The following is a 20,687-nucleotide window of genomic DNA, read 5'->3' as shown; positions in this document are numbered from 1 at the left end:
AATTTTGATGCGCGGTTAGCGTACCGTGCGATAAGCCGATAAAACACTATGCAAAAAGATGCCATTTTCGCCGAGCCACTGGCCCAGGTGCAGGATTTCCGCTTTGATGATCAGGTCGCTGATGTGTTTCCGGACATGATCCAGCGCTCTGTGCCAGGCTACGCTACTATTATTCAGACTATCGGCAAACTGACCAGCCGTTTTCAGCAGAGCGACAGCCATTACTACGATTTGGGCTGCTCGTTGGGCGCAGCCACCCTGGCGATGCGGCGCAATATCAGTGCTGCCAACAGCCGCATTATTGCGGTGGATAACAGCACAGCTATGGTAGAGCGCTGCGAAAGGCACTTACAGGCGTTTCGCTCTGACGTACCAGTTGAGGTTAAGCTGGCAGACATCCGGCAGCAAGTAATAGAAAATGCTGCGGTAGTGGTGATTAACTTTACCTTGCAGTTTTTGCCCAAAGAAGATCGTGACGCGCTAATTAATAAGGTGTATCAGGGCCTAAAGCCAGGTGCTGTGCTTATTTTGTCTGAAAAACTGATTAACGCCGACAGCATAGCCAATGAGCTGTTAATCGAACTGCACCACGACTTTAAACGCGCCAATGGTTACAGCGAGCTGGAAATCAGCCAGAAACGCAGCGCGCTGGAAAACGTGATGAAACCCGACACCCTGCAAGAGCATCAGCAACGCTTACAGCAAGCCGGTTTTAGCAGCCAGACGTTGTGGTTTCAATGTTTTAATTTTTGCTCAATGCTGGCCATTAAATAATGGCCGCAGCTACATAAGGTTAGCTATGCTCGACTTCACACCTTTTTATGCCCAACTCGCCAGCAATAAACTGCATCGCTGGTTAGAAACCTTGCCGGCACAACTGGCCATTTGGAGCAAAGACGCCCTGCATGGCGACTTTAAACAGTGGCAAAAAACCATTAGTAATTTACCGGCGACAGCCGTCAGCGCTATTGAACTAAAAACAAAGGTGCAGTTTGGCAGCGCCGCGGATATCAGTAGCGGTGAAGCACAGCAAATCCGTTATTTACTGCAGCAATTAAAACCCTGGCGTAAAGGCCCCTTTGATATTCATGGTATCGACATAGATACCGAATGGCGCTCTGACTTTAAATGGGATCGGCTGTTGCCGCACATCGCCCCATTGGCAAAACGCACGGTGTTGGATGTGGGATGCGGCAGTGGTTACCACCTGTGGCGTATGCGCGGTGAAGGCGCAGAATTTGTCGTAGGTATTGACCCTTCGCAGCTGTTTTATGCGCAGTTTCAGGCGATAAAACATTTTAATCCCGACCCGGCAGTCAACCTGATCCCGATTGGTATCGACGATATGCCTGCGCTAAAGCAATTTGATACGGTGTTTTCAATGGGTGTGCTGTACCACCGCCGCTCACCGCTGGATTTTTTGCAGCAGCTAAAAAATCAACTACGCCCCGGTGGCGAACTGGTGTTGGAAACTCTGGTAGTAGAAGGCGATGAGCACACCGTGCTGGTACCCGGCGAGCGCTACGCCAAGATGCGCAATGTCTGGTTTATTCCCAGTGTCGCGGCATTGACACACTGGTTGCATCGCTTAGGCTTTAGCCAGGTACGGCTGGCCGACTTAAACCGCACCACCTTAGATGAACAGCGTAAAACCGCCTGGATGGAGAATGAAAGTTTAATTGATTTTCTCGATGCAACTGATCATAGTAAAACCATTGAAGGCTACCCGGCCCCACTGCGGGCAGTGATTATTGCCAATAGTTAATTGCTACGGAGTATAGCTGCACCTTATGCCTTATCGCCCCCGCTCAACACTGGAACAATGGCGTATCCTGCAGGCAGTTGTCGACGCCGGTGGCTATGCTCAGGCTGCTGAGGTGCTGAATAAAAGCCAGTCCTCGCTAAATCATGCCGTTGCCAAACTGCAAACCCAGCTTGGTGTTGAATTACTCGAAGTGCGTGGCCGCAAAGCCTACCTGACACCCGCTGGTGAAGTAATGCTGCGCCGCTCCCGCCTGCTAACCCAGCAGGTGGAAGATCTTGAGTTGTTGGCGGCGAATATTAACCAGGGCTGGGAGCCGGAAATCCGCATCGCAGTGGAACTGGCCTACCCCAGGCACTATCTGAATCAGGCATTAGCAGCCTTTTATCCGCTTAGTCGCGGCAGCCGGATCCAGATAATAGACACTGTGATTACCGGTAGTGCCGAAATTATCCAACACAAGCGCGCAGATTTGGTTATTGCAGCCTCGGCCGTGGTACCTAAAGGGTATTTGGGTGAGCCGCTGTACAGCACCCGCTTTATTCCGGTAACCAGCCACACTAATCCGCTGGCAAGTATTTCCGAGCCGGACCAGAATGAACTGAGTCAGCATTTACAGCTGGTTATTCGCGATACCGCGCAAAAGCCGCAGGAACATGCCGGCTGGCTGCGCGCAGAGCAGCGCTGGACGGTAGATAATTTTTACGAAGCGATCGAAATCCTGCAACTGGGGCTGGGCTTTTGCTGGCTACCCGATTTTCTGGTGGCTAACGCCATTGCCGAAGGTTCGCTGGTGCAGCTTAAAGTGAGTAACAGCAGTGAACGTCTGGCCAACATTTCATTGATTGCCCCGCAGCAGGATACGCTGGGGCCCGGCAGTAAACAGTTACGGCAGTTATTGCTGGCCGTGCACAATAAAACCTGAGGCATTTATGCAACAACAACAATTAAGCGAACTTATGCAGGCAGCGGCTACCGATGCCGTGCGCTATGCCAATGAAGAACATCACATTACGCTGGACCACAGTCTGGACAGCCTGGCGCTGGTAGATAGCATTTTGTCAGAGCTGCACCAACGCGAGCTGGCGCAACAGCATTCGGCAGAGATGATTTTTACCCTGTGCAATATGCTGGGCGCATATATAGGTGAAGTGTTTATCGCCGCTTCGGGTGGCCAGTGGCAACAAAATAAGGTCGATAGCACAGCACCTTTTATTTATGTGCAATACCATGACAAAGAATTTCCATTTGGATCAGTATGTTATTACAAGATCATGCAAGACAATGCTATCAGCCTGAAAAACTATGTGAAGCAAGCAATGGCAAATGCTATGCAGTAAGGCTTTTGTCTGAGCCGTTATACAGGTAAAATGCCGCCAATTTTTAGCCTTTCCACTTTCAGTCATTCGAGGATTGCCGTGAGCGAGCAGAAAACATCGTTAAGCTACAAAGACGCCGGAGTTGATATTGACGCAGGTAATGCGTTAGTTGAACGGATAAAAGGCGCCGTCAAACGCACACGTCGCCCAGAAGTTATGGGTGGTTTAGGTGGCTTTGGCGCGCTGTGCCAAATTCCGGCCGGTTACAAAGAGCCGGTATTGGTGTCAGGCACTGACGGTGTTGGCACTAAACTGCGTCTGGCGATGGATTTAAAACGTCATGACGGCGTTGGTATTGATCTGGTCGCTATGTGTGTTAACGATCTGGTAGTACAAGGTGCTGAGCCTCTGTTTTTCCTGGATTACTATGCTACCGGCAAGCTGTATGTTGATACGGCCTCAGCCGTGGTTAATGGTATTGCTGAAGGTTGTTATCAGTCTGGTTGTGCCCTGGTTGGCGGCGAAACAGCTGAAATGCCGGGTATGTATCACGGCGAAGACTACGACATCGCCGGTTTCTGTGTGGGTGTAGTAGAAAAAGCCGATATTATTGACGGCAGCAAAGTACAGCCGGGCGACCAGTTAATCGCCATGGCCTCATCGGGCCCGCACTCCAACGGTTTTTCATTAATCCGTAAAGTACTGGAAGTGAGCGGTCAGAGCCCGGACACGCTGTTAGAAGGTAAATCACTCGCTGATCACCTGCTTGAACCAACGCGCATTTATGTGAAAAACCTGCTTAGCCTGTTTAAACAAACTCCGGTGCATGCGCTGTGTCATATTACCGGTGGTGGTTTCTGGGAAAATATTCCCCGGGTATTACCAGCCAATACTAAAGCGGTTATCGACGGCAACAGCTGGCAGTGGCCAGCCATTTTTAACTGGCTGCAACAGCAGGGCAATATTAGCCGCCATGAAATGTACCGCACCTTTAACTGTGGTGTGGGTATGCTGGTAGTCGTGCCGCAAGACAAGCTGCAACAAGCCATCAGTATACTGCGTGATGCCGGCGAAACTGTATGGCATCTGGGCGAAATTCAATCTGCTGCAGATGGCGACGAGCTGGTAGTGATTAACGAATAAGGCTGGCGATGAAATCTATAGTGGTACTGATCTCCGGCAGTGGTTCTAACCTGCAGGCTATTATTGACGCCTGCAGCAGCGGCTTTATTCCCGGACGCATCAGCGCAGTAATTGCCAACAAAGCCAATGCTTACGGTCTGGTTCGCGCCAATGAAGCCGGGCTTAGCACTCAGGTACTAAGCCATAAAACCTATAAAGACCGTGAGCAATATGATATTGCTCTGGCCGACGCTATAGATCAGCATCAACCGGATCTGGTAGTGCTGGCCGGCTTTATGCGTATCTTAACGCCGGCTTTTGTTCAGCGTTACCATGGCCGTCTGCTGAATATTCACCCGTCACTGTTACCCAAATATCAGGGGCTGCACACGCACCAGCGCGCTATTGATAACAACGACAGCGAGCATGGCTGCAGTGTGCATTTTGTAACCGACGAGCTGGATGGCGGCCCGGTAGTGTTGCAGGCGAAAGTGCCGGTATTTAGCGACGATGACGCCGAAAGTCTGGCCGAACGCGTACACGAACAAGAACACCGAATTTACCCTTTGGTGGTACGCTGGTTTTGTCAAAACCGTTTACAACAGCATGCAGATCAGGCAAGGTTGGATGGCCAAGTATTAGCAGCCAACGGTTATGCCAATGATGAAGATGAATAACTGGCGCTTATGGGCGCCATTTTTACTGTTAGCCTCGTTGAGCACCGCAGTGCCAGCGCAACCCGCCCAGGCATTTAACGGCTTTAACGCCGACTACATAGTGTATCGCGCCGGCAAAAAACATGGTGACGCCCAGCGTTATCTCAAGCTTAGCGACCAGCGTTATCAGCTGGGCTACAGCAGCGACATCAGTTGGATGATCTTCTCTGACAAACGGCAGGAAACTTCAGATTTTACCGTACAGGATGGTCAGATCCAGCCATTGCGTTATGTTATGCAGCGTTCGGGCAGTGGGCCAAATCGTTACTATGAGCTGAATCTTGATCCGCAAAATAAAACCCTGGCCGAAGGCAAAATGCAAAAAACCAAGCCGGTTAGCTGGCAGGATGACTGGCAGGATCAAATCAGTTACCAGCTACAACTGGCACTGGATTTAAAGGCCGGTAAAACCGAGTTTCATTACAATGTGTTAAACCGCAATGGCAACAGCAAAATGTACCATTACAAAGTGGTTACCGAAGAAGTGCTACCATTACCTTACGGCAACGTTAACACCATCCGTATCGCCCGCATCGACAGCAGCAACGAAAAACAGGTTTACGCCTGGCTGGCACCGGAGCTCGACTATATGCTGGTACGCCTATGGCGCGGCGAAGACAACGTTGAACAGTTTGATGTGCAGTTACACAAACTGGAGTGGTTAACACCTGAGGTTCAGGCTAACGGCTCGCCGTAACGGAATAACTGACTCTCCCCTGCTTGCATCCGGTGCCACTGCTCATTATTGGTCAGTGGCTCGGTAGCAATAATCGTTACCACATCATTAGGTGTGGTTTCTGTTGTAAAATCAATATCGACATCGACATCAGACAAACGTGCCACACCAAAGGGCGCGCGGCGGGTGATCCAATGCAGCTTAGTGGTGCAGTAAGTTAGCAAGTACTCGCCATCGGTCAGCAGCATATTAAATACGCCGAGTTTTTGCAGCGCTTTGCATTTACGCTGGATAAACTTAAATGCCGCTTTGCGACTTGGCGCCTTGTTGGGATAACGCTGGTCCAGCTCACTGAGTAAATAGCAAAAAGCCCGTTCACTGTCGGTAGTACCTACCGGGGTAAAACGTGCCACCGGCAGCTCAGCATAACCGCTAAGCTGGCCATTGTGTGCATAGGTCCAATAACGGCCCCAGAGTTCCCGCGTAAACGGATGGGTGTTTTCCAGTGCCACTCTGCCCCGGTTCGCCTGGCGCACATGGGCAATCACAGCACAGCTTTTAATCGGATAGTCGGACACCAGGCGGGCAATTTCAGACTGATAGCTGGGCAAAGCATCTTTAAAGGTGCATACCCCCTTATTTTCGTAAAAGGCCACGCCCCAACCGTCTTTGTGTGGTCCGGTGCGGCCGCCACGCTCTTTTAAGCCTTTAAAGCTGAAACAAATATCGGTCGGCACATTCGCCGACATTCCCAGCAGCTCACACATATAAATCCTTAGCTTAAAACCTGCTTCTGACAGGCGAATCTGAGCCAAACGGCTATGCTTATGCGTATAAGCCTACGAGTTGCACCTTAAGTTGACAATCACTTTATACAACAACGCTGTTCAGGGCTTGCAACTTTAGCTAAAGCGTTCTACTCTAGCCGGATAGTGGTCAGACCTCTTATCAGGAGCAAAAGATGGAAGTGTTAATTCTCTGCGCAGTGCTTATCGCTGCAATCGGTGTGCTGGCATATAACCGTGCCAGTTTAACTATGTTTACTGCTGCTATTGTCGTTATTTTAGCGGTTGGCAGTGCCTTTGATCTGGTCGGCACTTTAGGCTGGCTGATTTTTTTAGCTATCGCACTGCCGCTTAATATTGCTTCAGTACGTCAGCAATATCTAACCAAGCCACTGTTAAAGCTTTACCGGAAAATTATGCCGGAAATGTCCAGCACGGAAAAGGAAGCAATAGACGCCGGCACCACCTGGTGGGAAGCCGATTTATTTCGTGGTAATCCGGACTGGCACAAAATGCACAACTTCCCGGTGCCACGCTTAAGCGCAGAAGAGCAAGCCTTTCTGGACGGCCCGGTAGAAGAATTACTGACAATGGTTGACGACTGGCACACCACGCATGAGCGTGCCGATTTAACGCCAGAAGTATACCAGTACCTGAAAGACAAAGGCTTCTTTGCCATGATCATCAAAAAAGAATACGGTGGTCTGGAATTCTCGGCTTATGCCCAATCTTGTGTGTTGCAAAAACTTACCAGTAAAAGCATGGTGTTATCCAGCGTCGTTGGTGTACCTAACTCTTTAGGCCCGGGCGAATTGCTGCAGCACTATGGTACCGATGAGCAGAAAAAACACTATTTACCCCGCTTAGCCAAAGGTCTGGAAGTGCCGTGTTTTGCGCTGACCAGCCCGGAAGCCGGCTCTGACGCCGGTGCTATTCCAGACACCGGTATTATTTGTAAAGGTGAATGGGAAGGCAAAGAAGTAATAGGTATGCGCCTGACCTGGAACAAGCGCTATATTACGCTGGCGCCTATTGCTACGGTATTGGGTTTAGCCTTTAAACTGTACGATCCGGACAACCTGATTGGCGATAAAGAAGAGCTGGGTATAACCTGTGCCCTTATTCCGGTTACAACTCCCGGCGTGAAAATTGGTCGTCGCCATTTCCCACTTAACGTACCGTTTCAAAATGGTCCAACGCAGGGCGACAATATCTTTGTGCCGCTTGACTATATAATCGGTGGCGTAAAAATGGCCGGCCAGGGCTGGCGCATGTTGGTTGAGTGTTTATCTGTGGGCCGTGCCATTACGCTGCCGTCTAACAGTACCGGTGGTATTAAAGCAGTTGCGCTGGCAACCGGCGCCTATGCCCGCATTCGTCGTCAGTTCAAATTACCTATCGGTAAAATGGAAGGCGTAGAAGAAGCAATGGCACGCATTGGCGGTTACGCCTATATGGCCGACGCTTCTACGACCATGTCGGTTGGCTCGATTGATCTGGGTGAAAAACCCTCTGTTATCTCAGCTATTACCAAATACCATATGACTGAGCGTATGCGTCAGGCCATTATCGATGCGATGGATATTCACGGCGGTAAGGGTATTTGTATGGGCCCGAACAACTATCTGGCGCGCGGCTATCAGGGCGCTCCGGTAGCCATCACCGTTGAAGGTGCCAATATTCTTACCCGCAATATGATTATTTACGGTCAGGGTGCGATCCGTTGTCATCCTTATGTACTGGCAGAATTGCAAGCGGCGCAGCTGGAAGATCAGGGCGCAGCAGTTACCGCCTTTGATAAAGCCCTGTTTGGCCATATAGGTTTTGCAATCAGTAACTTCTTCCGGGCCTTCTGGTTATCATTAACCGGTGGCGCCTTTAGCAGCAGCCCGTACAACGATGCAACGGCGAAGTACTACAAGCAAATGAACCGGTTCAGTGCGGCGATGGCGCTGATGTCAGATGTCGCTATGGGTACCCTGGGTGGCGATTTAAAACGTCGCGAACGTATCTCTGCCCGCCTGGGTGATATTTTAAGTATGCTGTACCTGACGTCGGCGGTATTGAAGCGTTACAACGACGAAGGCCGTAAAATTGATGACTTACCACTGGTGCAATGGGCCTGTGAAGATAACCTGGCCAAAGCCCAGTTAGCGCTGAACGAGTTATTTGATAACTTCCCTAACCGTTTGGTGGGTGTGGTATTAAAACGCGTAGTGTTCCCGTGGGGCCGCACCTTAAGCAAAGCGTCAGATATTACCGAGCACAAAGTTGCCCGTATTATGCAAACGCCAGGCGAAGCCCGCTCACGTCTGGGCCACCATATGTATCTGACTAACGAGCCGCAAAACCAATTAGGCTTAATGGAGCAGGCGCTGTTGGATGTGCTGGCTGCCGAGCCGGTGTTTGATAAGGTTACCCATGCTGCCGGTAAGCGCCTGCCGTTTTTCCGTCTGAACGAAGTAGCCGATCTGGGCTTAGAGCTAAAAGTCATTAGCGAAGCAGAAGCTAATATTCTGCGCACAGCAGAAAAAGGCCGCTTGTTTGCCATCAATGTCGATGACTTTGAGCCGGAATATCTGGCAGCTGACAAAACGCTGACCCAACAGGGCCCTGGCGCTGTAGCAAAAGACAAAAAAGATAAAGCCGCCTAAGGCGCTGTCTTTAGATAACATAAACGCCGGCTATTGCCGGCGTTTTTATTGCTAGTACAGTTATCGCAACCGCTTAGTTAAAATTGACCACTAAATCTGCCGAGCAGCTCGCTGTCGCCTGCTGACAAATTTTGTAGCTGACTGTCAGCGCTTCCGAGCGGAAGCTGTCATTTACCCGGCCAGAGCGGTTTAAATCGCGTACCGCTGCGTTGTCACGATACAGAGTTAAATCTGTTGCATCCCCCGTCCAACGCAGTTGCACCAGGCTTTGGCCTGAGCGTGAACGTATAGTACGCAGTAGCTCCAACGTTACGTCCAGTGGTGGCGTAACGGCCGGCAAACTAAATGATACCACTACCGGATCGTGATCTGATGAGCGGTACGCATCAGGCGCATAGTAATCCAGCTGTTGTTGTGGCGATTTAAACTCGACATTGTAATCCAGCGCTATCGGTTCATCGGCATTGATATTCCACTTGGTGGCATCCTGCAGATACTGCAATGCCATGTCGTTTAACAGAGCGTGATCCAGCGCTCCCGACAAGCCAGAGAACACATAACCATGGTCCGGCACCTTACCCAAGGCTTCAAACACATTGATATAACCGGCCTGCGCTAAAGCGGCAATAGGGTCTTCCTTGGCATAGGCATTTAAATCACCCATGACTACAGCCGGGGTGTCAGCAAAGTGTTCAGCGGCAAAAATGCCTATCGCCTGTGCGGCCCGGGTGCGGCTGATATTACAGTTGCCCTGGCCATCGCCGGTATCCGCATCGCCTGCGCCACACGCTGAGCCTTTCGATTTTAAGTGGTTTACCATCACGGCAAACTCAGCATCGTTTTCCAGCAAACGGAAACGCTGCGCCAGCATTGGCCGGTTGCGGCTATCATCAAACAGCGCGACACCCTGACCATCCAATGCAGAATTACTGGAATCCAGTATCAGTAAAGGCGCTGCCGGTGTAACCAAATCGGCGCGGTAGATCAACCCCACCGCAATTTCATCGCCACCTACCGGGCCGCCGGCGTTAACAAACTGCCAGCTGTCATTGCCAGATGCAGTGCGCAAGCCGCTGATCAAATCTGCAATGGCAGAGCTGTCAGCATAGCCATCGTTTTCAATTTCCATCAGGCCGATAACAGCAGCATCCAGCGCCAGCATTGCCGACACAATTTTTGCCCGCTGCCGCTCAAACTCCACTGCGCTGTGTGCACCACGAGCTGTTGGGAAGCCACCACCCAGCCCATTGCCGTTAAAGTAATTCAGCACATTAAAGCTGGCCACTTTAATATTGCCGTCAGCGGCCAGCTCTGGCGCTGCGCTGCGCGGGTTAGAGTGAATAAAATTAACACCTTGTGTCGGCATAAGGCGGTATTCATTAAAACCGTAGTGCATGGTACCGGTTAAGTTAACCAGGGTATCACCACTGCGCACCACATTTGCCGCCGATAAGCCACCGGTTGGATAAGGCACCACAGCCGGGTTCTGCGCGGTACTGGCATCATCCAGTACAATTTTATTTAGTTCATGCTGTGCCGCCAGCGCGATGGCGTCCGGCCCCGGGCTTACTACCTGAGTAGGCGTATAGCGGCGGCCATTGGCCAGGGTTAACTCACCAAAACGGCCAAGTGTGAAGGTGTCATTCACCGTTAGCGTCTGGTTAAAGCTAACCAGCATACCTTCAACAGCTTCAAACTCTGCCAGGCTGCTAACCGGTAATGCAAAAGGGGTGGCAGCCGGTAAAGTGCTACTGCCGCAATCAAGGGTAGCACTGACATTAGTCAGCTGGGTGTGGCCATTAAACTCTGCTACCGTTGCCAGTAAACGCACGCGCTGGCCAACAGTTACCGGGATGTCCGCTGAATTGACATAGACAAAGACCCCTTCTGAGCTGGCCGGATCATTGTCTTGCTCTGTAGCTAACGCCTGAATATTGTAACCGCGTAAACCCGGCAGCGCTTGGGTGACTACTGCCTCTACCTGCACCACTTCACCCAGTAACGGGCTGGCGAAACCGGTGCCCTGAATGGCAAAAATCGGCGTAGCCGGCTCGCCACAGGCTAAAATTGGGTCCGGATCTGGATCGACCGGGCCGCCATCGCCGTTAAATAACCCTATATCGCTAAAATCATCCTGCGCAAAACCCAGCCACTGCGCGGCCGGATCAAAGCTGTCGTCTGGGTTGGCATCATAACTGACAGCGGCACGGCGCAGCGTATCGTTGGCTGTGGTAATACTGCCTGAGCCCCAGGCTGAACCGGGATCGACACCCAACTGGCCAATTGAATCCAGCACCACGCCATTTTTACTTAAGGTAATGGCATCATCACCGTTCCACAGGCTTTGGCTAACCTGCAGATCTGTCAGCGCCAGTAACGCCGCCACTGAATCGTTATCGGCGATAACAAAGGTCCCGCCCGCAGCAATGCTGCCGCTGAGGTTAATCGTTGTGCCTGCTGTAGTACTGCCGTTGAAATACACCTGTACACTGTACGCATCCATTGCAATAGCATTGCTAGTCGGGTTATACAGCTCCAGCGCTTTATTATTGCCAGACCCTTCAACGTATTCTGAGATAAACAGTTCGGCATTAACTGCCGGTGCCAGTAACATGGCGATGGTTGCTGATAATGTCCTGATCTTCATTGTGTGCTCCCTGGTTATTGTAGTAAGGACAAACGAATATAAAACGCTTTCATGGCACATTCATTAACTTTGGTTAATTTGTGACACTTATTTTATTACACAAACACGTCAGAATTTTTTACATTAACAATTGTACCGGCTTTCACCCTAACAAACGGACGTAAAGCCATCCATATTTGCTCAGATGGCTTCCATCTGCGGCCAGGATCAGGTTTACTGTGGCAGGGCTAAGTTAACGGAGAAGAAAATGTTTAAAGTAAATCAGTATTTTGACGGCAAAGTAGCGTCAATCGCCTTTGCCGGTGAGCAACTGCCAGCCACAGTAGGTGTTATGGCACCGGGTGAATACGAATTTGGCACCAGCCAGCACGAGGTAATGACGGTAGTCAGTGGTGCCTTAACGGTACTGTTGCCAGGTGCCAACGGTTGGCAAACTTACAGCCGCGGCCAGCAATTTGAAGTACCAGCCAACAGCAAGTTTCAGTTGCAGGTAGCGGTAGATACCGCCTATCTTTGCACCTATGCCTGATAGGTAAACAAGGAAGCCATAATGCGCGGCATGCGCTCTGCAGCAAAACAACCACAACCGCTGAAACGGCCGCAAGCCACTAACCTGAAACAAACTCTGGCCATGCTATGGCCCTATTTGTGGCAGTTTAAATACCGCGTGTTACTGGCACTACTGGCGTTAATTGCCGCTAAGGCCGCCGTACTGTTAATGCCGTTGGCGCTGAAGCACATAGTCGATGCGCTGGATAGCGGCCAGCACAGCGTATTGCTGCTGCCGGTAGCATTGTTATTGCTGTATGGCGGCCTGCGCTTTGCCGGGGTGTTTTTTGGTGAGGTGCGTGATGCGCTATTTGGCCGGGTAACCGAGCATGCGATGCGCAAACTGGGGTTGAAGGTATTTCAGCACCTGCATAGTTTAGAGCTGGCCTTTCACCTGGACCGGCAAACCGGCGGCATCAGCCGTGATATCGAGCGCGGTACCAATGGTTTAAGTTTTTTAATGCGCTTTTTAATGTTTAACATAGCGCCTACCCTGTTTGAAATTCTGGCCGTCGCGGTAATTTTTGCCACGCTGTTTTCACCGCTGTATTCGCTGGTTACCGTATTGGCTGTGGGTGTGTATATCTTTTTTACCATTGTCATTACCGAGTGGCGCAACAAATACACCCGTGAGGCCAACCAGGCTGATAACACCACCAACAGCCGCGCCATCGACAGCCTGCTGAACTACGAAACGGTAAAATACTTTAATAACGAGCAATATGAAGCGCAAACCTACGACAGCTTTTTAGCCAAGTGGGAGCAAGCCCGGTTAAAAAACCGCTTAAGCCTGCTGGCGCTCAACTCGGGCCAGGCGTTGATTATCGCCGCCGCTATTACTGCTTTGATGTGGCTGGCAGCCGCAGAAGTGGTCAACCAGCAGCTGACTCTAGGTGATTTAGTGATGGTAAATGCCTACATGATCCAGCTGTTTTTACCGCTGAACTTTTTGGGCTTCGTCTATCGTGAAATCCGCCGCGCCCTTACCGATCTGGAAAATATGCTTGGTTTGCTTAAACGTGCGCCAGAGATAGTTGATAGCCGCGATGCCAGGCCGTTGCAATTTAGCGCCGGTGCAATTCAGTTTAACCAGGTCGATTTTAGCTACCAGAACGAACGGCCAATATTACAGCAGCTTAGCTTTAACGTGCTCCCCGGCAGCAAGGTGGCCATCGTCGGTGCCAGTGGTGCTGGTAAAAGCACCATTGCCAGGCTGTTATACCGTTTTTACGCCATCAGCGGCGGCAGTATCTGTATTGATGGCCAGGATATCAGCACTGTCAGCCTGGACAGCCTGCGCCGGGCCATAGCCATAGTGCCGCAAGACACGGTGTTGTTTAATAACAGTATCCGCGACAATATCCGTTACGGTCGCCCTGATGCCAGCGAAGCCGAAATTGACCAGGCGATAGAGCTGGCCCATTTGCGCCGCTTTATCGACAGCCTGCCACAGGGCGATGCCACCCAGGTCGGTGAGCGTGGTTTAAAAGTTTCAGGCGGTGAAAAACAGCGTATTGCCATAGCCCGCGCCATTTTAAAACGCTCGCCCATTCTGCTGTTCGATGAAGCCACCTCAGCACTGGATTCCGCCTCAGAGCAGGCCATTTTGCAAGCGATGCGTGAAGTGGCCCGTAACCATACCAGTGTTGTTATTGCCCACCGGTTGTCGACCATTACCGATGCAGACAATATTATTGTGCTAAAACACGGCCAACTGGCCGAGCAAGGCAGCCATGATCAACTGTTAGCGGCCGGTGGCGAATATGCCCGCATGTGGCAATTGCAACAAAAACAACACAACTAAAACACTGTACTGGCAATTCGCGCCCGGCCCTGCGTATACTGATGCCGCTGATACCCAATGGATTTCGACATGCGCGTAGGCGGCAAGGCTGTACATCCCCATGAGCTTAGCTTTACTAAGTGATTGGGGTACGCAGGCGCAGCCAACACCCGCGCATTTTGAAAGACGAAGGGTATAAAATGATAACGATATGCTTAAGGTACTCCTATGACCCCATTTAAACTCTCTGTTACCGCCCTGCTGGTGAGTTCTGCCCTGTTACTGGGCGGCTGTGGCCCGCAACAGCCGCAAACAACCACAACTCAGACCGAACAAAAACAGCTTAGCGAAACCGATGCGGTCGCATTTCTGGCCGAAACAGAAACTAAGCTGGTACAGCTGTATAAAGAAGCCAACCGCGCTGAGTGGATTTATGCAAACTTTATTACCGAAGACACGGCGTCGCTGGCTGCCGATGTTAACGAAAAGCTGACCGTGGAGATGGTTAATCTGGCCACCGCCGCAGCTAAATTTGATCAGGTAAAGCTGTCAGACGACAGCCGGCGCAAGCTGGATAAACTTAAGCTGACGATGACTCTGCCGGCGCCGAAAGATGCGGAAAAAACCGCAGAGATGGCTAAAATCGTTGCCGAATTAAGCGGGCTGTACGGCAAAGGTAAATATTGTAAAGCCGATGGCAACTGCTTATCTCTGGGTGAAATGTCGGCCATTATGGCCGGCAGCCGTGATTACAACGAGCAACTGGAAATGTGGCAGGGCTGGCGCGAGATCAGCAAACCAATGCGGCCGCTATATCAACGTTTAATTGAACTGACCAACGAAGGTGCCACAGAGCTTGGCTATGCCGATACCGGTGCCATGTGGCGTTCTAAGTACGATATGCCAGCCGATGACTTTGCCAAAGAGCTTGACCGCGTCTGGGGCCAGGTAAAGCCGCTGTATGAATCGCTGCACTGTCATGTGCGCAGTAAATTGTCAGAGCAGTATGGTGCCGACAAAGTACCACTGGATAAACCGATCCCGGCACACTTGCTGGGCAATATGTGGGCACAAAGCTGGGGTAATGTTTATGATCTGGTGGCGCCAAAAGATGCCGATCCGGGTTACGATGTCACTGAGCTGCTGGCCAAACATAACTACGACGAAATTAAAATGGTACGTGGCGCAGAAGCCTTCTTCAGCTCGCTGGGTTTTGCCCCGCTGCCAGAGACATTTTATCAACGCTCACTGTTTACCAAACCGCGCGACCGTGACGTAGAATGCCACGCCTCCGCCTGGGATTTAGACGCCAAAGACGATTTACGCATTAAAATGTGCATTCAGCGCACCGGTGAAGAGTTCTCGGTAATTCACCACGAGCTGGGGCACAATTATTACCAACGCGCCTACAAAGATCAGCCGGTGTATTATCAGGAAAGTGCCAATGACGGCTTTCACGAGGCCATTGGCGATACCATTGCCTTGTCAGTCACGCCAGATTACCTGAAACAAATTGGCTTACTGGATAAAGTACCGGACGAGAGCAAAGACATTGGCCTGCTGTTAAAAATGGCGATGGATAAAATTGCTTTTGTACCGTTCGGCCTGCTGGTAGATCAATGGCGCTGGCAGGTATTTAACGGCCAGATCACACCAGAGCAATACAATGAAGCCTGGTGGCAGCTGCGGGAGAAATATCAGGGTGTTGCCGCGCCTATAGCGCGCTCTGAAGCCGATTTTGACCCGGGTGCCAAATACCATGTACCAGGCAATGTGCCTTACACCCGCTATTTTTTAGCGCATATTCTGCAGTTCCAGTTCCACAAGGCACTGTGTGATATTGCCGGTAACGAAGGCGCCGTGCACCGCTGCTCGATATACAACAGCAAAGAAGCCGGCAGCAAACTTAATCAGATGCTGGAAATGGGCTCAAGCCAGCCATGGCAGCAAGCATTGGAAGTCGTAACCGGCAAGCCGGAGATGGACGCCACCGCTATTCTGGCTTACTTCGCCCCGCTGCAAGCCTATTTAGACGAGCAAAACAAAGGCCAGCAATGCGGTTGGTAACAGCGTAAGCTGACGCAAAAGCCTGCTTCGTGCAGGCTTTTTCATCACTGCACATCACGTGCAGACGTTAAAGAAAACTGCAGATTTGCTCCAGGCTTTTCTTTTTCAGTGCATGTGCCGGCACTGTGGTATCTTCCGCCGGGTAGCCGGCCACAATCAGCATGTAAGGTCGCTCGTTGTCATTGTCACGACCACATATTTTGCTGAGAAAGCTCATCGGTTTGGGTGTATGGGTTAAGGTACCAAGGCCGGCATAATGCAGCGCCTGCAGCAAAAAGCCGGTAGCCAGCCCTACCGACTCATGCACATAGTAATTGGTTTTGTCATCTGCGGCTTCTACACCGCCGCGTTTTTGGCTGAATACGGCGATAAGCCAGGGTGCGGTATCCAGATACGCCTTGTTGGCATTGGTGCCCAATGGCTTTAGCGCATCCAGCCATTCTTCACCGGCACGGCCACTGTAAAAGCCCTGCTCTAATGCTTCGGCTTCCTGACGGATTTGCTGTTTAATTTCATCACTTTGAATAGCAACAAAATGCCACGGCTGATGATTGGCACCACTGGGCGCCGAGCCTGCGGCTAATATGCATTGCTCTATAACCTCACGGGCAACCGGGCGGTCAGAAAACTTTCGGATAGAGTGACGGCGGCGGATCTCAGCTAAATGCTGCTGCGCCCGCGCCAGCATTTGCTCTGGTGGATACTCGATAAAGTCGGTAAGTGGAACATGTTGCTCAGTCATGGCAGCGGCCTTAGCAGAATTTAGTTAGTGCAGGTTATAACCAAATTCTGCCAATTTTGCCAGCCTGCACCTAGCAGTTACCCAGCAGCCAATGCTGTAATTGCAAGAGTGAGCTGACCTCAAGGTGCGGCGTAATCCCGTCCGGCCTTACTGCACCGTGGCGGTTTAGCCAGCAGGTGTCGATACCGGCGTTAATGCCGCCCTGAATGTCGGCATGCGGGTTATCGCCTACCATCAGAATATGCTGCTTAGACGGATGCCCTATTAAGGAGAAAGCATGATTAAAAATGTCGATATGCGGCTTGGCAACCCCAACCTGCTCTGAGATCACCAGGGTATCAAACACATCAGCAAACCCGGTGCGTTCCAGCCTGATCTGCTGCAGATCAGTAAAACCATTGGTAATAATACCCAGCTTTGCCCGGCCTTTTAAAGCATGAACCAGCTCAGCGGCACCAGGCAACGGTGTGCAAATATCGGCCATGGCCTGCATAAAGGCACAGTTTAGTGCTGAAGCACTGGTATTGAGTTTTTCTGCCCAGGGTGTAAAGCGGTTTACCTGCAACTCTTTAGCGCTTATTTCGCCCTGCTGGTACCGCTGCCATAGTGGCAGGTTAATCGATTGATAATAATCGTATTCTGAGTTATCGAACTTATAATCATGGCGGGAAAACATTAACTGTAGGCCAGCTAAAGCATCAAAATGAAACAAGGTTTCGTCGGCATCAAACAAAATCCACTGGTAACGCACCCATACCTCCACCACTTAATTCCAGGCGCTAGTTTACCAGCTAAGGCCGGTCTACCCAAAGCGTGGCACTTGGTAAATTGTTAGCGTTGTTATAAAAACTTACAGTTTGTTGCTGGGCGTCTCTGGCTAACGCCGTTATTATTGCGCCGTATCAAAGTACGGCCGCCTTCATACTGTTAGTCTGGGGTGCGTGCTGGATGTTACGTATTCGGCCGGTCAGAACCCCAACCTTCTGGCCGGCCTTTTTTTTGCCGTTAACGCTGTAACTGTTGTACGACAAACTCGCAGAGTTGATGGCTGCTAAGCAGGGTTTTAATTTGTGCTGTGTTGCTGCCGCCTGTTGCCAACTGCTGAATAAAATCTTCCAGCATTGATACAAAACCGCGTTTGTATAAGGTGTTGTGCCAGTCATTTACCGCCAGTTGCTGCTGCCGGTTATCCGCCCAAAGGTGTCCCTGTACCAGATTATCTATCTGCCAGTGCTGGTTAGCGGCAAAGTACTCTAAACGTTCAGCGTTACCACCGGCCAGGCGGTTCATCGATACCGACACCAGAGTTTTGCCACACTGCCAGTTTACCTGCACAGCAGCCAGTTGCCCGTCGGCGAAATGGCCGTATACCGCAGGGGTAAAATTACCGCGGTTATGTAGCGCGCAGGCATAATGAGCAAAATCCAGCAGATGAATAAAATCGTCATAAACAAAGGTGCGCGTATCGGCCGGCAGGTTGTAACGGTTTTTCTGATACTGTAGCTGCACCGGCGCCACTGCCAGAGCGGGTTGGTACAAAGGCACATAGCGGCGGTTAAAGCCAACGAACAACAACAGGTTTTTCTGCTCTGCCAACGCCAGTAATTGCTCACACTCGGCAAGCTGATAACTGAGTGGTTTATCTATAAATACCGCAATACCGGCGTTTAGCAATTGTGTGGCAAGGCTAAAGTGGCTGTCTGTACTGCTATGGATCATCACCGCATCGGGCCGGGCTGCAATTAACTGCCCAAGTTCGGTGTAGCCCTCTTTAATACGGTATTGCTGCATTAACTGCTGTAATACTGCCGCCTGGCGCGTGCACAGTAAGGGGGTAATCCCGGGCATAGCGGCTATTAACGGTAAATAGGCTTTTTGCGCTATATCGCCAAGCCCTAACAACGCAATTCTCATACTTTGCCCTTGCTTAATCAGTCTGTGGCCAGATTACGCTAAAGCGTTCTGCACAAACAAGGTTTAGCTAAGGTGCTGGCGGAAAAACGTCAGCGTACGCTGCCAGGCCAGCTCGGCCATTTCTTTGTTATAACGCGCCGTAGAGTCATTGTGAAAGCCATGATGTGAGCCAGCATAGACTTCAATTTTGTAGTCTAGCTTGTGCTGCTGAAACAGCGCTTCTGCTGCCGGCCATTGCTGATTAACCCGCTCATCCAGCTCGCCCAGTTGCACCAGCAGCGGCGCTATAATATTGGCGATAAGTGCCTCTGGTGGTGGCGAGCCATAAAACGGTACGCTGGCGTTTACTACTTCTGGCAACTCTGCCGCTAAACGCCCGGCCATGGCACCACCAAAACAGAAACCCACCACACCCAGTTTTCCACTGCCGCCATCAATGTTTTTTAACCATTTTGCCGCAGCGGCTAAGTCTGCCACTATTTTGCCCGGCTCCAGGCTGCGCTGCATCGCTCTGCCATCATCATCATTGCCCGGGTAACCGCCAAGTGGCCACAACGCATCCGGGGCAAAAGCGATAAAACCGGCCTTGCCCAGCCGGCGGGCTACGTCTTCAATATAGGGGTTTAAACCGCGGTTTTCGTGGATCACCAGCACCGTGGCTAAGGCCGCACTGGCAGTTTTTGGCTTTACTAAATAGCCCCGCCCTTCACCATGGCCGGCCGGTGACGGAAATTTCTGGTAGCTGGCCGTTATATCAGGGTCGTTAAAAGACACCTGCTCAGCCAGGGCATAATTGGGTAGCATGCTGTTAATAAAGCTGGTAGCCAGCGCCGCATTTACCGCTAAGCCGGCCATAGCGCTGAAAAAATCGCGCCGGCTCATTAAACCATGCGCGTATTTGTCGTAAAGCTGAAAGGCCTGTTGCGGCAACTGTGGATCTGGCCGTTGTGTGGTTTTTTTCATCCGTACTGTTCCTGTTGGTTCTTCTTGTCACAGCAGTACGCTTTATAGTGCATAAAAGATCGGCTGTCAGGTAGCAGCCGATTTTATTCAATAGCGGTTATTTTTGTGTTAGCGGTATTTTTATATAGCTGACACCATTTTGCTCGGCTCTGGGCAACTGACCACCACGAATATTTACCTGTACCGACGGATAAATTAATCTGGGTACTGCCAGGGTTTTATCGCGCGCTTCGCGTTTTTGCACAAACTCCTGCTCAGGTGTGTCAGCCTTAACATGAATATTTTTCGCTTTTTGTTCCGCCACACTGGTTTGGTACTTTAGCTCACGCCCGCCCGGCTGGTAATCGTGGCACATGTAAATTTGTGTTGTGTCCGGCAGCTGATAAATGCGCTGAATGGAGCGAAACAGTATATGGGCATCACCACCAGGGAAATCGCAACGCGCTGTGCCGGAGTCGGGCATAAACAATGAATCACCGACAAATAAATGGCCTTCAATTAAATAGCTGACACTGTCGTTAGTGTGGCCCGGTGTATTTATCACTTGCGCGCTCAGGTTACCAATGCGGAAACTTTCATTATCAGCAAACAGCTTGTTGAAGTAGTCGCCGTTGGCCTGCAGTTCTTCATCAGCCAGATTAAACACCAGCTTAAAGGTTTGCTGTACTTTTTTAATGCCCTCGCCTATGGCCACCGGCGCAGCGGTTTTAGCATGCAGATAGTGCGCCGCCGATAAATGATCAGCATGGGCATGGGTTTCTAAAATCCATACCAGATTAAGATTATTCGCCGCTATATATGCCAGCATCTTATCTGCATCTGCTGCGCTGACACAGCCAGATGGCGCATCATAATTTAGCACCGGGTCGATAATCGCAGCACTGCCACTGCTGTTGTCGACGACAACATAGCTGAAGGTTGAGCTGTCAGCGTCAAAAAACATTTCAATATGCAGCTTGTTAGCGGCCATACTCACCTCGTAAATTAG

General features: G+C 50.9%; 18 protein-coding genes. 11 read left to right on the top strand and 7 right to left on the bottom strand.

The genetic code is table 11. The features are described from left to right. Positions 1–48 precede the first annotated feature (48 nt). The 7 genes from cmoA to MN202_RS12900 all read left to right on the top strand — a co-directional run bounded on the left by cmoA (position 49) and on the right by MN202_RS12900 (position 5,616). Complete coding sequence (cmoA, locus tag MN202_RS12930) at positions 49–774, top strand: carboxy-S-adenosyl-L-methionine synthase CmoA (protein WP_335736545.1); 726 nt, start codon at positions 49–51, stop codon at positions 772–774. Between the two features lie 25 nt (positions 775–799). After that, positions 800–1,765: a tRNA 5-methoxyuridine(34)/uridine 5-oxyacetic acid(34) synthase CmoB gene (cmoB, locus tag MN202_RS12925; RefSeq protein ID WP_335736544.1), complete on the top strand. Its 966-nt coding sequence runs from the start codon at positions 800–802 to the stop codon at positions 1,763–1,765. A 25-nt stretch (positions 1,766–1,790) separates the two neighbouring features. After that, complete coding sequence (locus tag MN202_RS12920; RefSeq protein ID WP_335736543.1) at positions 1,791–2,687, top strand: LysR family transcriptional regulator; 897 nt, start codon at positions 1,791–1,793, stop codon at positions 2,685–2,687. Between the two features lie 7 nt (positions 2,688–2,694). After that, positions 2,695–3,102, top strand: coding sequence for a hypothetical protein (locus tag MN202_RS12915; RefSeq protein WP_335736542.1), 408 nt, complete (start codon positions 2,695–2,697; stop codon positions 3,100–3,102). Between the two features lie 78 nt (positions 3,103–3,180). Next, positions 3,181–4,224, top strand: a complete 1,044-nt coding sequence (purM, locus tag MN202_RS12910) for a phosphoribosylformylglycinamidine cyclo-ligase (RefSeq protein WP_335736541.1) — start codon at positions 3,181–3,183, stop codon at positions 4,222–4,224. 8 nt (positions 4,225–4,232) lie between these two features. Beyond that, positions 4,233–4,880 (top strand): phosphoribosylglycinamide formyltransferase, encoded by a 648-nt coding sequence (gene purN, locus MN202_RS12905; RefSeq protein ID WP_335736540.1) that lies wholly within the window; start codon positions 4,233–4,235, stop codon positions 4,878–4,880. Then, positions 4,864–5,616, top strand: coding sequence for a DUF3108 domain-containing protein (locus MN202_RS12900; RefSeq protein ID WP_335736539.1), 753 nt, complete (start codon positions 4,864–4,866; stop codon positions 5,614–5,616). Before purN ends, MN202_RS12900 begins: the two co-directional genes overlap by 17 nt. Here the strand turns inward: MN202_RS12900 and MN202_RS12895 are convergent. Beyond that, a complete protein-coding gene (locus tag MN202_RS12895; RefSeq protein ID WP_335736538.1) occupies positions 5,595–6,362 on the bottom strand; it encodes a class II glutamine amidotransferase in 768 nt (255 codons plus the stop codon). The genes MN202_RS12900 and MN202_RS12895 overlap by 22 nt on opposite strands. Positions 6,363–6,556: 194 nt before the next feature. Between MN202_RS12895 and fadE the strand changes: the two genes are divergently transcribed. Beyond that, positions 6,557–9,034, top strand: coding sequence for an acyl-CoA dehydrogenase FadE (fadE, locus tag MN202_RS12890; protein ID WP_335736537.1), 2,478 nt, complete (start codon positions 6,557–6,559; stop codon positions 9,032–9,034). Between the two features lie 73 nt (positions 9,035–9,107). Here the strand turns inward: fadE and MN202_RS12885 are convergent, their stop codons facing one another. Further along, positions 9,108–11,681, bottom strand: coding sequence for an ExeM/NucH family extracellular endonuclease (locus tag MN202_RS12885; RefSeq protein ID WP_335736536.1), 2,574 nt, complete (start codon positions 11,679–11,681; stop codon positions 9,108–9,110). Between the two features lie 247 nt (positions 11,682–11,928). Here MN202_RS12885 and ppnP point away from each other — a divergent pair, with 247 nt between their 5' ends. The 3 genes from ppnP (at position 11,929) to MN202_RS12870 (ending at position 16,080) form a co-directional block, all read left to right on the top strand. Further along, positions 11,929–12,210 (top strand): pyrimidine/purine nucleoside phosphorylase, encoded by a 282-nt coding sequence (gene ppnP / locus MN202_RS12880; RefSeq protein WP_173500982.1) that lies wholly within the window; start codon positions 11,929–11,931, stop codon positions 12,208–12,210. A 21-nt stretch (positions 12,211–12,231) separates the two neighbouring features. Then, positions 12,232–14,034, top strand: coding sequence for an ABCB family ABC transporter ATP-binding protein/permease (locus tag MN202_RS12875; RefSeq protein WP_418334417.1), 1,803 nt, complete (start codon positions 12,232–12,234; stop codon positions 14,032–14,034). A 207-nt stretch (positions 14,035–14,241) separates the two neighbouring features. Next, positions 14,242–16,080: a M2 family metallopeptidase gene (locus MN202_RS12870; RefSeq protein ID WP_335736535.1), complete on the top strand. Its 1,839-nt coding sequence runs from the start codon at positions 14,242–14,244 to the stop codon at positions 16,078–16,080. Positions 16,081–16,147: 67 nt separating this feature from the next. Here the strand turns inward: MN202_RS12870 and MN202_RS12865 are convergent, their stop codons facing one another. The 5 genes from MN202_RS12865 to MN202_RS12845 all read right to left on the bottom strand — a co-directional run bounded on the left by MN202_RS12865 (position 16,148) and on the right by MN202_RS12845 (position 20,669). Beyond that, positions 16,148–16,822: a nitroreductase family protein gene (locus MN202_RS12865; protein WP_335736534.1), complete on the bottom strand. Its 675-nt coding sequence runs from the start codon at positions 16,820–16,822 to the stop codon at positions 16,148–16,150. 70 nt (positions 16,823–16,892) lie between these two features. After that, complete coding sequence (yjjG, locus tag MN202_RS12860) at positions 16,893–17,588, bottom strand: pyrimidine 5'-nucleotidase (protein WP_335736533.1); 696 nt, start codon at positions 17,586–17,588, stop codon at positions 16,893–16,895. A 239-nt stretch (positions 17,589–17,827) separates the two neighbouring features. Continuing rightward, positions 17,828–18,736, bottom strand: coding sequence for a Gfo/Idh/MocA family protein (locus MN202_RS12855; protein ID WP_335736532.1), 909 nt, complete (start codon positions 18,734–18,736; stop codon positions 17,828–17,830). A 63-nt stretch (positions 18,737–18,799) separates the two neighbouring features. Next, complete coding sequence (locus MN202_RS12850; protein ID WP_335736531.1) at positions 18,800–19,699, bottom strand: dienelactone hydrolase family protein; 900 nt, start codon at positions 19,697–19,699, stop codon at positions 18,800–18,802. 97 nt (positions 19,700–19,796) lie between these two features. Next, positions 19,797–20,669: an MBL fold metallo-hydrolase gene (locus MN202_RS12845; protein ID WP_335736530.1), complete on the bottom strand. Its 873-nt coding sequence runs from the start codon at positions 20,667–20,669 to the stop codon at positions 19,797–19,799. Positions 20,670–20,687: the final 18 nt, after the last annotated feature.

This window comes from Rheinheimera muenzenbergensis, from assembly GCF_036984005.1.
GTDB classification, from domain to species: Bacteria; Pseudomonadota; Gammaproteobacteria; order Enterobacterales; family Alteromonadaceae; genus Alishewanella; species Alishewanella muenzenbergensis.
The sequence above is the reverse complement of the archived record's forward strand: the minus strand, read 5'-3'. Positions and strand labels throughout refer to the sequence as shown.